We start from the raw sequence: 13,120 nt of genomic DNA, 5'->3' as shown, positions 1-13,120 counted from the left end.
ATGCCTCGCAAGGGCCCCGCTCCCAAGCGTCCGCTGATCAACGACCCGGTCTACGGGTCGCCGCTGGTGACGCAGCTGGTCAACAAGATCCTGCTCGACGGCAAGAAGTCCACTGCCGAACGCATCGTCTACGGTGCGCTGGAGCAGGCGCGCGAGAAGACGGGCACCGATCCCGTCGTCACGCTCAAGCGCGCGCTGGACAACGTCAAGCCCGCCCTCGAGGTCAAGCCGCGCCGCGTCGGTGGCGCCACCTATCAGGTTCCGGTCGAGGTCCGTCCCGGACGGTCCAACACTCTCGCGCTGCGCTGGCTGGTCAACTACTCGCGGGCCCGCCGTGAGAAGACCATGATCGAGCGTCTGGCCAACGAACTGCTCGATGCCAGCAACGGTCTGGGCGCCTCGGTGAAGCGCCGTGAGGACACTCACAAGATGGCCGAATCCAACCGGGCCTTCGCGCACTATCGCTGGTGATGTCTGCCCGGCCCATCGCTCCGGGGTCGGGAGGCTTACGGAAGCTCTGCTTCCGCTTTGACGACATATGACGATCGCGAGGTCGTCTGCGAGAATCCCAACTAGCTACGAGCGGGGAAGATTTCCGTGGCACAGGACGTGCTCACCGACCTGAACAAGGTCCGCAACATCGGCATCATGGCCCACATCGATGCGGGCAAAACCACTACCACCGAACGCATCCTCTTCTACACCGGTGTGAACTACAAGATCGGCGAAACCCATGACGGGGCGTCGACCACCGACTGGATGGAGCAGGAGCAGGAGCGCGGTATCACCATCACCTCCGCGGCGGTGACCTGCTTCTGGAACCAGAATCAGATCAACATCATCGATACCCCGGGCCACGTGGACTTCACCGTCGAGGTGGAGCGCAGCCTGCGGGTTCTCGATGGCGCCGTGGCCGTCTTCGACGGCAAAGAGGGCGTGGAACCGCAGTCCGAGCAGGTGTGGCGGCAGGCGGACAAGTACGACGTGCCGCGGATCTGCTTCGTCAACAAGATGGATAAGCTCGGTGCCGACTTCTACTTCACCGTGCAGACCATCAAGGACCGCCTCGGCGCCAAGCCGCTGGTCATCCAGCTGCCGATCGGTGCGGAGGACTCCTTCGAGGGCATCGTCGACCTGGTCGAGATGAACGCGAAGGTCTGGACCGGCGAGACCAAGCTCGGTGAGAAGTACGAGGTCCAGGAAATCCCGGCCGACCTCGCCGAGAAGGCCGAGCAGTACCGCCAGGAACTGCTGGAGACGGTCGCCGAGTCCGACGAGGCCCTGCTGGAGAAGTTCTTCGGTGGCGAAGAGCTCTCGATCGACGAGATCAAGGGCGCCATCCGCAAGCTGACGGTCAATTCCGAGCTGTACCCGGTGCTGTGTGGTTCGGCGTTCAAGAACAAGGGCGTGCAGCCCATGCTCGACGCCGTGGTGGACTACCTGCCCTCGCCGCTGGATGTCGAATCCGTGCAGGGGCATGTGCCCGGCAAGGAAGACGAGGTCATCACCCGTAAGCCGAGCGCCGACGAGCCGTTTGCGGCACTGGCGTTCAAGATCGCGGTGCACCCGTTCTTCGGCAAGCTGACCTACGTCCGCGTCTACTCGGGCAAGGTCGACTCCGGTGCCCAGGTCATCAACGCGACCAAGGGCAAGAAGGAGCGGCTGGGCAAGCTGTTCCAGATGCACTCCAACAAGGAGAACCCGGTACCCCAGGTCGGCGCCGGCCACATCTACGCGGTCATCGGCCTGAAGGACACCACCACCGGTGACACCCTGTGCGATCCGAACAACCAGATCGTGCTGGAGTCCATGACCTTCCCGGACCCGGTCATCGAGGTCTCCATCGAGCCCAAGACCAAGTCCGACCAGGAGAAGCTGGGCACCGCGATCCAGAAGCTCGCCGAAGAGGACCCGACCTTCACGGTGAAGCTGGACCAGGAGACCGGCCAGACCGTCATCGGCGGTATGGGCGAGCTGCACCTGGACATCCTGGTCGACCGGATGAAGCGCGAATTCAAGGTCGAGGCGAACGTCGGCAAGCCGCAGGTGGCCTACCGCGAGACGATCACCAAGAAGGTGGAGAAGCTCGAATTCACCCATAAGAAGCAGACGGGTGGGTCGGGTCAGTTCGCGAAGGTCATCATCGCGCTGGAGCCGTTCGTCGGTGAAGACGGCGCCACCTACGAGTTCGAGAACAAGGTCACCGGTGGCCGTGTGCCGAAGGAATACATCCCCTCGGTCGACGCGGGCGCGCAGGACGCCATGCAGTACGGTGTGCTCGCCGGTTACCCGCTGGTCAATCTGAAGGTGAGCCTGCTCGACGGTGCGTACCACGACGTCGACTCCTCGGAGATGGCGTTCAAGATCGCCGGCGCGCAGGCCCTGAAGGAAGCGGCCCGTAAGGCCGGTCCGGTGATCCTCGAACCGCTGATGGCGGTCGAGGTCATCACGCCCGAGGACTACATGGGCGATGTGATCGGCGACCTGAACTCCCGCCGTGGCCAGATCCAGGCCATGGAGGAACGCAGTGGTGCCCGTGTCGTCAAGGCGCTGGTTCCGCTCTCGGAGATGTTCGGTTACATCGGTGACCTGCGGTCGAAGACCCAGGGCCGGGCGAACTACTCCATGGTGTTCGATTCGTACGCGGAGGTTCCGGCCAACGTGTCGAAGGAGATCATCGCCAAGGCGACCGGCGAGTAATATCGCCCGGTCGTCTGCACGACCCTTGTAAATCAATCCGCACTGCTGCAACTGCAAGCAACAACAAGTCCAGGAGGACACCACAGTGGCGAAGGCGAAGTTCGAGCGGACGAAGCCGCACGTCAACATCGGCACCATCGGTCACGTCGACCACGGCAAGACCACGCTGACCGCGGCGATCACCAAGGTGCTGGCGGAGAAGTATCCGGATCTGAACGAGAGCTTTGCCTTCGATCAGATCGACAAGGCGCCGGAGGAGAAGGCTCGTGGTATCACGATCAACATCTCCCACGTCGAGTACCAGACCGAGAAGCGTCACTACGCCCACGTAGACGCCCCCGGTCACGCCGACTACATCAAGAACATGATCACCGGTGCGGCGCAGATGGACGGCGCCATCCTGGTGGTCGCGGCCACCGACGGCCCGATGCCGCAGACCCGTGAGCACGTGCTGCTCGCCCGTCAGGTCGGCGTGCCCTACATCCTGGTCGCGCTGAACAAGTCGGACATGGTCGACGACGAGGAGATCCTCGAGCTCGTCGAGATGGAGGTCCGCGAGCTGCTGGCTTCGCAGGAATTCGACGAGGACGCCCCCGTGGTGCGCGTTTCCGGCCTGAAGGCGCTGGAAGGCGACGAGAAGTGGAGCGAATCCATCGTCGAGCTGATGAACGCGGTCGACGAGTCCATCCCGGACCCGGTGCGTGAGACCGACAAGCCGTTCCTGATGCCGATCGAGGACGTCTTCACCATCACCGGTCGTGGCACCGTCGTCACCGGTCGTGTGGAGCGCGGTGTGGTCAACCTCAACGAGGAAGTCGAGATCGTCGGCATCCGCCCGGAGAAGACCAAGACCACCATCACCGGTATCGAAATGTTCCGCAAGATGCTGGACACCGCGCAGGCCGGTGACAACGCGGGTCTGCTGATCCGTGGCATCAAGCGCGAGGACGTGGAGCGCGGCCAGGTCGTCATCAAGCCGGGCACCACCACCCCGCACACCGAGTTCGAGGGGCAGGCCTACATCCTGTCCAAGGACGAGGGTGGTCGTCACACCCCGTTCTTCAACAACTACCGTCCGCAGTTCTACTTCCGTACCACTGACGTGACGGGCGTTGTGACCCTGCCCGAGGGCACCGAAATGGTTATGCCCGGCGACAACACCGAGATGTCGGTGAAGCTGATCCAGCCGGTCGCCATGGACGAGGGTCTGCGCTTCGCGATCCGCGAGGGTGGCCGCACCGTCGGCGCCGGTCGCGTCACGAAGATCATCAAGTGATTCGCTGAATCGCTGCGAACGGCGTCGCTCCGAAAGGAGCGGCGCCGTTCTTGTTTCGCATGGTAGGAACCAGCTCGAGAAGTAGCCCTACTCCTGCAATTCAGATAATCTGAATTCATGGTGACAATGTCCGCGGCCGAGGCGTCACGCAACTTCTCTGCCGTGCTCAGCCGTGCCGAGCACGGTGAGACGATTCGTATCGTCCGGCATGGGCGGGTCGTGGCGACCGTGACGCCGCCCGCGACGAGTACGGGCCGTTCGTTGCGGCTCGCGTTGGAGGAATCCGACGCACCACCGTTCGACGACGACTACGCAGCCGATATCGCGGCGGGGCTTGCCATGGTGTCCGACGATATGGAGGACCCGTGGGCAGGCGCTTGATTCTCGACACGGGTGTTCTGATCGCTTATGAGCGTGGAACGATCGACCGTACCGCTTACGACGACGACGATCTCGCGATAGCCGCGGTAACCGTCGCGGAGTTCCGGGTCGGCATCGAACTGGCCGACACCGCCGAGCGCGCGGCTCAACGCTCCCGTCGACTCGCCTTGCTGCTGGCCGACCTCGATATCCTCGAGTACACCGACGCCACAGCCACTCGTCACGCCCAGCTCCTGGCACAGGTGCGGCGATCGGGTAGACCTCGCGGCGCACACGATCTGATCATCGCCGCGCATGCCGCGGAAACCGGTCGTACCGTCGTTTCCCTCGATACGAAGGCGAAGTTCGGCGATCTCGATGGCGTCACAGCGATAACGCCATGATGCCGGGCCGGGCATGGGCGAGGGTCTGCGCTTCAGGATCCGCGAGGGTGGCCGACCGTCGGCGCCGGTCGCGTCATGAAGATCTCGAGTGATTCGCGGAATCGCTGCGAACGGCGTCGCTCCGAAAAGAGCGGCGCAGTACTCGTCTGGAATGCCGGTCACAGTTCACGCACCACGCACCGGAAGCTGAGGTGGCATGTGGCGGTGTCCTCGGTCTGTCCCTGCCGGGCGGCGGGCCGGTAGCGTAGGCAGTAGTTCGCGGAGCACAGGTAGGAGCCGCCTTTTACGACGTGCCGGGGAAACCGCCGTGCGGTATCCGGATCGGGCCGGTCGAGGTGGGGATTGCCTGGGGCGCAGCAGGACGGCCGGGTGTGTGCGTTCCGGTAGCGGTCGCCGGTCCACTCCCAGACATTGCCGGCCATATCGGACAGGCCGTACCCGTTGGGCGCATAGGTGCCGACCGCGGTGGTGCCGGGGACAGGTTTCTGCCCGCGGCCGGGATAAAATTGCCAGGGGAATTCGCCGGTCCAGATATTGGCCATGCGCCGGCCGGTGGGTTCCGGTTCCTCGCCCCAGATGTAGGCGGCCGAGTCCAGCCCGCCACGGGCCGCGTACTCCCACTCTGCTTCCGTCGGCAGCTGTTTACCCGCCCAGGCCGCGTATGCCGCGGCATCGGCGTATGCCACCTGGGTCACGGGGTGCCGGTCGAGACCTTCCAGCGTGCTGCCGGGCCCCTGTGGCCGGCGCCAATTCGCGCCGGGAACATAACGCCACCAGCGTTGCCAGTTGTCCAGCGGCACAGGCCGCGAGGTAGGTCGGAACACCAATGCCCCGGCGACCAGGCTTCCGGGATCCGCCTCCGGATAGTCCTCGGCCGCCGGGGCGGTCTCCGCGACGGTCACGTACCCGGTCTGCTTGACGAAACGCCGGAATGCGGCGTTGGTCACCGGGTGCGCGTCGATCCAGAAGGGATTCACCTGCACCCGATGGACGGGCCGCTCCTCGGGGAAGAAATCCGCGGATCCCATCGCGAACTCACCGCCGGGAATACGGAGCATCCCGCGGCGGGTCTCGGTGCCGGGCTTGGCGGCCGGATCCTGGCTCCTCAATCGCGTGAGAATGCCGAGGCCACAGTCAATTCCAGGTCCTGATACGGTTTTCCGCTCACATCCGCGACGACCTTGTGCACGATGCCACCGGTGAACGGAAACGGAGCCCGATAGCGTGTGGTCATCGGCCGGCCGCCGTCCCGCCCGACGCGAACCCCCTCGCCGACACCGGAGAACACGGTGGGTTGAATGCGCATATCGGCGAACGAACCCACCGGCTCCTCGTCGATATAGAGAACGGCCTCGCCGGTGGGGGTGAAGTTGTCCGAGCGTGTTCCGCGCCGCTCGTAGCGCACTCCGAGAATGTGATCACCGGCCGGTACCGGACGATCGGCGACGATGACCTGGTCCTCTTCGCCGAGGAAGTTGTAGAGATAGTGGAGGATTCCGTTCTCCAGGAACAAAGTGTGCCCGCCGAGCCGCCCGCCGTGGGCGAACAGCACCCCCGCGGCTGCCGTGTCAGTGATCGTCGTCTCGGCGAGCAATGCGAACGACCGGCCACTGATCTCCAGGGCCGCGCCGGGTCCCACCTCTGCCGTGCCGGGGTAGTAGGCCACCTGATCCCGTGCTTTGCCGTAGGTGGGGCGGTCACGCGTCATCATGGATACGACGTCGAGGTCGTTGAGCGGCATACCGTTGTACTTCTCCGCTTCGGCGAACCACAGCGCTTTCAACTCCGCCAGCTTCTCCGGGTGCTCTTCGGCGAGATCGCGCAGCTGGCTGCGATCGTTCTCGAGATGGAACAGCTCCCAGCGGTCGGTATCGAATTTCCCCCAGCCGGACGGGCAGGCCGCGTGCACGGTGTCGGCGAACCAGCCGCGATGCCAGATTCCGCGCGTGCCCAGCATCGAATAGAACTGCGTGTGCTTGCCGGTGTCGGCGTCCGGGTCGTCGAGCAGGGCTCGGAAGCTCACGCCCTCGAGGGGCCGCTGCGGCACGTTGCGGACCGTTTCCGGTGGTGTGATGCCGAGTAGCTCGTACACCGTCGGCGTGATATCGCAGACATTGAGGTACTGGTGGCGTAGTTCGCCCCGGGCCGATATTCCGGCGGGCCAGGACACCAGGCACGGGTCGGCGATACCGCCCTCGTGCGAGGCGTAGCGCTTGTACAGCTTGTACGGGGTGTTGAACGCCATTGCCCAGCCGATGCTGTAGTGGTTGTAGGTCGTCGGCGAGCCGAGTTCGTCGAGGCGCGCCAGGCTGTCGTCGGTGGTGTCGATATAGCCGTTGAAGAACTTCATCTCGTTGGCCGAGCCGTTCGGGCCGCCTTCGCCGCTGGCCCCGTTGTCCGACAGGACGACAATGATCGTATTGTCCAGCTGACCGCTTTCCTCGAGGTAGTCCAACAACCGGCCGATCCGATCATCGGTGTAGGAGAGATACCCGGCGAATACCTCGGCCTGCCTCCGGAACAAGCGCTTCTCGTCCTCCGACAGCGAATCCCACGGTCGCACCGTGTCCAATGCCGGCCACGGTATGCCGTCCGCGCTCGTCGCGGACGAGTACGGATTCATGGGCGAGAGCTCGGTGTTCTCCGGCACCAGCCCCATACGCTTCTGGTTGTCCAGGACGGTTTCGCGGTATTTCTCGTAACCCATATCGAAGCGTCCGCGGTACCGGTCGGCCCATTCCGCGGGCGCGTGGTGTGGGGCATGGCCGCAGCCGGGACTCAGATAGAGAAACCAGGGCTTGGCGGGGGCGATCACCTTCGAATCGCGGATGAACTCGATGGATCTGTCCGTGAGATCCCTGGACAAGTGATAGCCGTCCTCCGGGGCGTAGGGCGGGGAGATCGGATGGTTGTCGTAGACGAGGCTCGGATACCACTGGTCGGCTTCGCCGCCGAGGAAACCGTAGAACCTCTCGAAACCGCGCCCCAGCGGCCAATTCCGCTTCGAGGCGGCGAGATTTTCTTCCTCCAGTGGAGTCAGATGCCATTTGCCGACCGCATAGGTGTTCCAGCCCCGCTCGGACAGGACCTCGGAGCACAGCGCCGTCTCTGCCGGAATCCGGCCGGACATACTGGGAAATCCGTCGGTGAATTCTTCGATGGTCGCCATACCCACCGATGTCGCGTTCCGGCCGGTGAGCAGCGAGGCCCGGCTCGGCGAGCACAGCGCGGTCGTGTGGAATTGCGTGAATTGGATTCCGCGGTCGGCGATCCGGCGCATATTCGGCATCTCGACCAGACCGCCGTAGCAGTCCCAGGTGCCGATGCCGATATCGTCCCACACCAGGTAGAGCACGTTGGGTGCGTCCTGCGGTGCGTTGGGCTCTATATATGGCGCCCAGTCGGCGACCGAATCACGGATATCGAGTGCGATACGTCCTCGGAACTGCTCGGACATGACCACCTCCAAGACGGTGATGGGCAAACAGTGCGTACCACCGAGGTCCTCATGACCCGGGCGAATTATCGCGTCGATAGCAGATCTGCGCGGCTGTCCTCGGATACCGATAGACCTGCGCAAGACTATCGGCCCCCCGCGCCCGGCTCAGGGCGCGGGGCCGAACAGTAGCCCGATATCGGCCGAACTGTGACCGGACCACAGCGAGGCAGGCTTGCGCTGACCCGAGGTATGAGCGGATCTTCCGCTGCCGGATTCACCCATTCGGCGTGCGGATCGACTCGAGGAAACTGCGGATCGCGGTATCCGCCGCGGCCCGGTCGTTCCCGTCGGTGAGCGCGAGCTCGAACAGCAGCCCACGCGCCATTGCGAGGGTCATCTGTGCCGACAGGGCCGCCTGTTCCGGATCGCGGCCGATCCGGGTGAACAGTATCGCGAGGGTGGTCTTCCATTCCATGATCCATTGCCCGAGTGGCGCGGCCCATGGCTTGTCCTGCATCGCCGCTGCGGCGACCTCGAAGAACAACGGCCCCAACTGCGCCGCTTGATCGGCCATTCGATCCCAGAGGGCGTAAGCGGCGGTGTAGGGATCTATGGGGGATTCGAGCAGGTCCGCCAGCGCGCGGTACTGCTGTCCCCACGTTGCGGTGACCACCGCCGTCAGCAGCCCCTCGCGAGAACCGAAATGATAGTTCAGCATTCGGTGGCTGGTACCGATACCGTCGGCGATCGTCCGCATGCTCGTATCACCCACGCCGTGTTCGGTGAACCAGGCGACGGCGCGGTCCAGGAGGGCTTCTCGTGCGCTGCTCATATCACTCGGTCGCTGCCGGTGAATCGCGCGAGGGCGCGGTGGACTTCGGTGAATTCGTTACCGCGATATGCCACGTGGCCGTCCGGGCGGACCAGGACGAACCCCCCGCCGCGCATCGAATACCGTTTTCGTGCCTCGCTCCGCGGATCTGTTTCGTCATCGATTGGTACCACGATCATCCGTTCGGTCGCGCCGGCGGCTTCCGGGAGTTCACCGGACTCCTCGATTCGGTTCCCGGAGCGGAAGTGCAGCAGCGTGAAATGCGTAACGGCCAGACGGTCGTGCACCGTTCCGTCTGCGAGGACGGCGTCGGGCGCGCGATCACCGATGGCCGGGCGGGGTGTGAACGGCCACCGTGACCGGTCGCCGTATCGCACCGTCAGTTGCGAGTTCTGCAGACTCGCCTGCCGGGCAGCCCCCGGAAACCCTGCCCCGAGCCGGAGTGCCGCGTCACGCAGGGAACGAACAACAGGATTGCGCAGAGCGTACATCCGCCGGCGCCTCTCGACGTCGCGAATGGTGGATACGGCTACCGGCCGACGCTCGGTTTCGTAGTCGTCCAGCAGATTCGGGGATGCGCCCGATTCCACCTGCGCCAGCCGCCATGCCAGATCGACCGCATCCTGGATACCCAGATTCATCCCCTGCCCGCCGAATGGGGGGAAGACGTGGGCGGCATCGCCTGCCAGGAAAACACGATTTCGCCGGTACTCATCGGCCAGGCACACCCGGGTACGGAAGATCGATGTCCACTCGACCTCGGTGATCCGCGTACCTCCGGTACCACGTTCGTCGACGAGACGTTGCAACTCGGTGATGCCGGGCTCACGCAGTTCCGCTCGACGGGCTTGATCACTCATATCGGCGAATACCCGCCAGAGCCTGTCGCCACCGGGCAGACGCATCAGCATGAGCGGACCGGCCGGTCCGAGCCACATGGCACTGTCCTGAAAGGACATCTTCGATTCCAGGCGGATATCGCCGAGATAGTAGGTTTCACCGGTTGCGCCGCCGGTGAACGAGATGCCGAGCGCCTCGCGTATCGTGCTGCGAGCCCCGTCGGCGCCTACCAGCCACTCGCACTCGAGAAGACGTCCATCATCGAGGCGCACGCCTACCCGCTCGTCGTCGTGGTCGAGGTACTGCACATCCGCGCCGTACTCGATCTCCACGCCGGCCGCGCGCAGTGCCTCGCGGAGTATGCTTTCGAGCCCGGGTTGCGGGAGAACATAGGTATAGGGGTAAGGGCTCCGCGGGGGTACCCACACCAACCGGGACAGTTCCGCGTCGCCCCGCATGATGGATGCTCCGCTGAGGCGATAGGCAACACGTTCGATCTCGTCGGCGAGGCCCAGGCCGGCGAGTAGCTCCATCGACCGGGCCTGCAACCCGAGTGCCCGGGAGCCGTCGCTCGGGCCGGTGCGCCGTTCCAGTACACGACACCGGATGCCGTTTGCAGCCAGCACGAGACCGGTCACCATACCGGTCGGGCCTGCCCCGACCACGAGAACGCTCATTGCACACTCCCACGGATACAACTGTCGACCACAGTGGAATACATCGACATGTACCAAATGGTACATCAGGGTGGGTGTGGGTGGACAGAATCGTAGGGCGCCGGTAAATCCTCGAGTCGGGCCGGTGGGTGAGCAGGCCCGACTCGATGGATCACCCGTGTCGCCGGACCCTGTCCCCTGTCCGGGCTTCTGCCGCCGGACGGTCGGCTCGGTGTCTGCGCCCTAGCCGATGGGCCGCGGCCAGCACCGGCGTCGCCGTCGCGGTGACAGCCGCGCCGAGCCGGGTATCGGTGGCTCGCATCCAGCGGACGGTCCGCATGGCCGCGATCAGGGTCTCGCTTCCTCGTATCCGCATCTCCGCCTCGAAACTGCTCACCGCCACCGGCAGCGTGGTTGTGCCGGACGCGACCGCGCGCAGGTTCGCGACCAGACTCGCGGCATCGCGAATGGCGGCTCCGGCCCCCATACCCGCGGTGGGCGGGGTGGCGTGGACGGCATCGCCGAGCGCTGTGACAGACCCGGCGGCCCATGGGGCCAGGTCCTGGGCCCGGGTCGATGCGGCGTTGAAGCGGAAGGCGGCGATACTGCCCGGCTTGGCTCGTTCGATTACCTCGAGGGTGTGCCGACTCCAGCCGCGGCGGCCGAAAGCAGTGAGAAGCGCGGACCGCAATGCCGTGCCGCGGAGCGTGCGCATCGCATCGGTCGCGGCGGACTCGGGGAACATCGCGCCCCAGATATAGGTCGGTCCGGTCGTGATCGCCTCTCGGCCCGCGGGCGCGTCGAGCAGGGCATTGCCCACCGGGTCGAGGAAACCGATGTACAGCGCCGTGGCGTGCGGGCCGATCGCCATACCCGAACGCGCTCCGAGGCGGTGCCGCTCGGCCGCACCGAGGTGTTCGGCGCCGGTCCGCCCGGAGAATCCGATTATCCCGGTGGGTTCGTTGGTGGGGCCGCCTGCCAGATATCGGGCGACCATCGAGTGGGCACCGTCCGCGCCTACCAGGAGATCGCCTTGGTGCGCGGCCCCGTCTGCGAATACCGCCGACGGTGCGCCGTCCGCGGCGCGGGCGATCCCGGTGACCGTCCAACCCGGATGCAGGTCGGGTCCGACCGCGTCGGCGAGCACGGTCCGCAGGGTGATGCGGTCGATATCCACGCCGGGGTTGTCCTCGAGCCGCGGCCCAAATGCCAGCAGATGCCCGCGCCGGTCCCAGAGCGCGTCCCGGTCGCGCAGCCGCAACGCCGACGCCGATCGCAAGAGCCGTTCGAGGATCTCCGGTGCGACGAGTTCCCGGAGCGCCGCCTGTGCGCGGCCGTCGAGTGTGATGTGGTAACCCGCGGTCTCCGCGACATCGCGGTCGCGCTCGAAAACCGATACCTCGAATCCGTGCCGGCGTAGTCCGGCGGCCAGCGCCAGACCGCCGATTCCGCCTCCGACGATGATGATATGCACTGTACTTCGGCCCCTCGAGCTGTTGTCGGATGATTGCCGGACCGACACTGCCATCGGTAGTGGCCGTCGAATGTCCACTACTTTGGTACGGTGGCCGATACCTCCCGGCGCGCACTGCGCCTACTGTCGCTGCTCGCCACTCGACGGAGCTGGTCGCTCGGCGCGCTCGCCGCCCGGCTGGGGGTCAGCGAGCGCACCATCCGGCGGGATATCGAAACACTGCGTTCGCTCGACTATCCGGTCGTCACGCTGCGCGGGCCGGCCGGGGGCTATCGGCTCGGGGCGGGCCACACACTGCCGCCGCTGCAATTCGACGAGGAGCAAGCACTCGCGGTCGCGATAGCGCTACAGACCGCGCCGACCACGGTGTCCGGCCTCGCCGACGACGCCGAGCGGGCGCTGGAGTCCCTGGAACAGGTCATGCCGGTCAGGCTACGAGGGGCCGTGGCAGCGTTGCGGCTGACGAGTTTGCAGAACTACTGGGAGTTTCCGGCCCACCCCATCGATGCGGCCTCGTTGCCGGCCGCGGGCGGTGCCGTGCGCCGTCACGAGGTGCTCATCATCGAAATCCTCGGGCCCGACGGCGCCCGCCCCGACCCCGGTACCGCCGAGTTCGCCCCGGCCCGGCGCTTCGAACCCCATCACCTGGTGGTCTGGGCGGGCCGGTGGTACCTCGTCGGCTACGACCACGCCGATGCCGCCTGGCGCGTGCACCGATTGGACCGCCTCTACCTCCACCCGCCCACGGGTATCCGGTTCACTCCGCGCGAGCTGCCCGGCGGTGATATCGCCGCTCTGGTGATGAGCACCCACGATCGCGGGGACACTCCCGCCACGTGGGAATGCGTCGGAAGCGCGCGGCTGAATCTGCCGGCGAAGACGGTGGCGCGCTGGGCACCCGGCGGATCGGTTGTCGAGCACCTGGATTCCGATCATTGCCGGCTCACCCTCGGTGCCTGGTCCTGGGCTGGTGTCGCGGGTCTGCTCGCCACATTCGATACCGACCTGGCCGATGTCGAGCCCCCGGAACTGGTGGCCGCCTGCCGCCGGCTGGTGCGACGGTGGCAGGCCGTGGTCGGTGATGCCGAACCGGCGACGCACCCGTGATCGCGGGTACGCCGGAAAACCCGGCGCGCACC

The 13,120-nt window shown here is 65.6% G+C and carries 11 protein-coding genes; 6 read left to right on the top strand and 5 right to left on the bottom strand.

Annotation, left to right across the window (positions count from 1 at the left end):
* The 5 genes from rpsG (at position 1) to ACQPYS_RS26305 (ending at position 4,740) form a co-directional block, all read left to right on the top strand.
* Positions 1-471 (top strand): 30S ribosomal protein S7, encoded by a 471-nt coding sequence (rpsG, locus tag ACQPYS_RS26325; RefSeq protein WP_030525248.1) that lies wholly within the window; start codon positions 1-3, stop codon positions 469-471.
* A 126-nt stretch (positions 472-597) separates the two neighbouring features.
* Positions 598-2,700 (top strand): elongation factor G, encoded by a 2,103-nt coding sequence (gene fusA, locus ACQPYS_RS26320; RefSeq protein WP_063041879.1) that lies wholly within the window; start codon positions 598-600, stop codon positions 2,698-2,700.
* Between the two features lie 85 nt (positions 2,701-2,785).
* Entirely contained in the window at positions 2,786-3,976 is a 1,191-nt protein-coding gene (gene tuf, locus ACQPYS_RS26315) for an elongation factor Tu (RefSeq protein WP_063041877.1), read from the top strand.
* Between the two features lie 117 nt (positions 3,977-4,093).
* A complete protein-coding gene (locus ACQPYS_RS26310; RefSeq protein ID WP_431941204.1) occupies positions 4,094-4,357 on the top strand; it encodes a type II toxin-antitoxin system Phd/YefM family antitoxin in 264 nt (87 codons plus the stop codon).
* On the top strand, positions 4,342-4,740 hold the full coding sequence (locus tag ACQPYS_RS26305) for a PIN domain-containing protein (RefSeq protein ID WP_431941203.1): 399 nt from the start codon (positions 4,342-4,344) through the stop codon (positions 4,738-4,740). Before ACQPYS_RS26310 ends, ACQPYS_RS26305 begins: the two co-directional genes overlap by 16 nt.
* A 158-nt stretch (positions 4,741-4,898) precedes the next feature.
* Here ACQPYS_RS26305 and ACQPYS_RS26300 read toward each other — a convergent pair whose 3' ends face one another.
* The 5 genes from ACQPYS_RS26300 to ACQPYS_RS26280 form a co-directional block, all read right to left on the bottom strand.
* The gene (locus tag ACQPYS_RS26300) at positions 4,899-5,798 is read right to left on the bottom strand and encodes a formylglycine-generating enzyme family protein (protein ID WP_433493138.1); all 900 of its coding nucleotides are present in this window, start codon (positions 5,796-5,798) and stop codon (positions 4,899-4,901) included.
* A gap of 47 nt (positions 5,799-5,845) precedes the next feature.
* Entirely contained in the window at positions 5,846-8,197 is a 2,352-nt protein-coding gene (locus ACQPYS_RS26295; protein ID WP_433491120.1) for an arylsulfatase, read from the bottom strand.
* Between the two features lie 256 nt (positions 8,198-8,453).
* Positions 8,454-9,011 (bottom strand): TetR/AcrR family transcriptional regulator, encoded by a 558-nt coding sequence (locus ACQPYS_RS26290; protein ID WP_063041873.1) that lies wholly within the window; start codon positions 9,009-9,011, stop codon positions 8,454-8,456.
* A complete protein-coding gene (locus tag ACQPYS_RS26285) occupies positions 9,008-10,528 on the bottom strand; it encodes an FAD-dependent monooxygenase (protein ID WP_433491119.1) in 1,521 nt (506 codons plus the stop codon). The genes ACQPYS_RS26290 and ACQPYS_RS26285 overlap by 4 nt, the downstream gene beginning before the upstream one ends.
* 151 nt (positions 10,529-10,679) lie before the next feature.
* Positions 10,680-11,981 carry an FAD-dependent oxidoreductase gene (locus ACQPYS_RS26280; RefSeq protein ID WP_433491118.1) on the bottom strand — a complete coding sequence of 434 codons (1,302 nt, stop codon included), beginning with the start codon at positions 11,979-11,981 and terminating at the stop codon, positions 10,680-10,682.
* Positions 11,982-12,071: 90 nt separating this feature from the next.
* Here ACQPYS_RS26280 and ACQPYS_RS26275 point away from each other — a divergent pair, with 90 nt between their 5' ends.
* Complete coding sequence (locus ACQPYS_RS26275; RefSeq protein WP_433491117.1) at positions 12,072-13,088, top strand: helix-turn-helix transcriptional regulator; 1,017 nt, start codon at positions 12,072-12,074, stop codon at positions 13,086-13,088.
* Positions 13,089-13,120: the final 32 nt, after the last annotated feature.

It is taken from the genome of Nocardia grenadensis, from assembly GCF_050942415.1.
Taxonomy (GTDB): domain Bacteria; phylum Actinomycetota; class Actinomycetes; order Mycobacteriales; family Mycobacteriaceae; genus Nocardia; species Nocardia grenadensis.
Note: the sequence above shows the minus strand (reverse complement) of the source record. Positions and strands in the feature narration are given on the sequence as shown.

Excerpts from the sequence above, each read along its gene's own strand:
- rpsG (WP_030525248.1), top strand. The coding sequence starts at position 1 with ATGCCTCGCAAGGGCCCCGCTCCCAAGCGTCCGCTGATCAACGACCCG.
- ACQPYS_RS26310 (WP_431941204.1), top strand. The coding sequence starts at position 4,094 with ATGGTGACAATGTCCGCGGCCGAGGCGTCACGCAACTTCTCTGCCGTG.
- ACQPYS_RS26300 (WP_433493138.1), bottom strand. The coding sequence starts at position 5,798 with ATGCTCCGTATTCCCGGCGGTGAGTTCGCGATGGGATCCGCGGATTTC.
- ACQPYS_RS26295 (WP_433491120.1), bottom strand. The coding sequence starts at position 8,197 with ATGTCCGAGCAGTTCCGAGGACGTATCGCACTCGATATCCGTGATTCG.
- ACQPYS_RS26290 (WP_063041873.1), bottom strand. The coding sequence starts at position 9,011 with ATGAGCAGCGCACGAGAAGCCCTCCTGGACCGCGCCGTCGCCTGGTTC.
- ACQPYS_RS26285 (WP_433491119.1), bottom strand. The coding sequence starts at position 10,528 with ATGAGCGTTCTCGTGGTCGGGGCAGGCCCGACCGGTATGGTGACCGGT.